Below are 1,698 nucleotides of genomic sequence, written 5' to 3' on the forward strand. Positions count from 1 at the left end.
GTCGGAGATCATCATCAGGATCTTGCGCTGTTCCGGCCGCCCGATCAGCCGGTTATGCGCCCAAAGCAGCGCCTCGCCGTCGATGTTTTCCTTGAGCAGGCCCTCGCGCATCATCAGGCCGAGATTGCGCCGCGCCCGCCGCCATGGGTGGTCGGCGGATTTGTAGATGATGTGGCGCAGATCATTGAGCCGGCCGGGGTTCGGCGGCTTGCCGTCCTTCAGCCATTTCTCGCGCGCCTGCCCGCCCTTCCAGGCGCGGGTGGTGAAGCCGAGGATCTCGACCGAGACGCCGCAGCGCTCCAGCGTGCGCGCCAGGATGTCGGCGCAGGTGGCGGCGACGGTGATCGGCCGGCCGCGCATCGAGCCCGAATTATCGAGCACCAGCGACACCACCGTGTCGCGGAATTTCGTGTCGCGCTCCTGCTTGAAGGACAGCGGCTGCATCGGATCGATGACGACGCGCACCAGTCGCGACGGATCGAGATAGCCTTCCTCGAGGTCGAAATCCCACGAGCGGTTCTGCTGGGCCATCAGCCGGCGTTGCAGCCGGTTGGCCAATCTGCCGACGACGCCGGAAAGATTGGCGAGCTGCTTGTCGAGGAAGGCGCGCAGCCGGTCGAGCTCCTCTTCCTCGCACAATTCCTCGGCGCCGACCGTCTCGTCGAAAGCCGTGGTGAAGACCTTGTAGTCGATCTCCTTCGGCAAATTGGTGAAGGGATTGTCGTTACGCCGCGCCTCGCCGGGCGTCTCGGCGTCGGAATCGTCCTCGTCGGAGAGGTCGTCGGCGGTGGCGTCGGACGCTTCCGTCTCGGCCGACTGCTCGTCGTCGTCGGACGCCTCGGCGTCGTCGGACTGCGACTGCTCCGAGCCGGAATCGTCCTCGCCGCCCTCCTCGCTCTGCTCCTCGCCCTGCGGCTCGTTGTCGTCACTGTCCTCGGTGTCTTCGCTCTCCTGGTCGTCGCCGAGCTCCTCGGCCATCTCCATGGAGACCAGCATGTCGCGCACGATGCGGGCAAAAGCCTGCTGGTCGTCGAGTTTGGCCGACAGGCCGTCGAGATCGGCGCTGGCCTTCTCCTCGACCCAAGGGCGCCACAGATCGACCAGGCGCTCGCCGCTCCTGGGCACGGCGCGGCCGGTGAGCTTCTCGCGCACCATCAGCGCCACCGCCTCCTCGAGCGGCGCGTCGGCCTTGTCCTTGACGTCGACGAGATTGGCCTTGGCGTATTTGTCCTCCAGCATCGAGCCGATATTGTCGGCGACGCCCTGCATGGCGCGGCTGCCGATCGCCTCGACACGGGCCTGCTCGACCGCGTCGTAGATCGAGCGCGCCAGCTTGCCCTCCGGCGCCAGCTTGTTGTGGATGCGCTGATCGTGGCAGGCGCGCTTCAGCGCCATGGAATCGCCGAGCCCGCGGGTGATGGCGATATCGGCCTTCGAGGCCTTCTTCGGCAGCTCGGGCAGCCGGGCGCGGCTGCCGGCGAGCGCCGGCCGGTCCTTGGCGAAACCGACCTCGAGATCCTTGTCGCCGGCAATGGCGCGCATGCAAACGGTCACCGAGCGCTTGAAGCTGTCGGCCTCAGACCCGTTCTTCGGCTTGTTGCGCGTGTTGTCGCCCGGACCCGCCATAATACGTCTCTATTTCATTTCCGGCTGCTGGCCTGTTGTCCGTTGGTCAAATTGAGTGCGGAGTATCCGGAC

Annotated in this window: 1 protein-coding gene; it reads right to left on the bottom strand. The window is 66.3% G+C overall.

What is annotated here, in order from left to right:
- On the bottom strand, positions 1-1,626 hold a 1,626-nt coding region (cobT, locus tag EN742_RS34170; protein WP_128333832.1), incomplete at its 3' end, for a cobaltochelatase subunit CobT.
- Positions 1,627-1,698 lie beyond the last annotated feature (72 nt).

The sequence above is a fragment of the Mesorhizobium sp. M4A.F.Ca.ET.020.02.1.1 genome (genome assembly GCF_004022645.1).
Classification (GTDB): domain Bacteria; phylum Pseudomonadota; class Alphaproteobacteria; order Rhizobiales; family Rhizobiaceae; genus Mesorhizobium.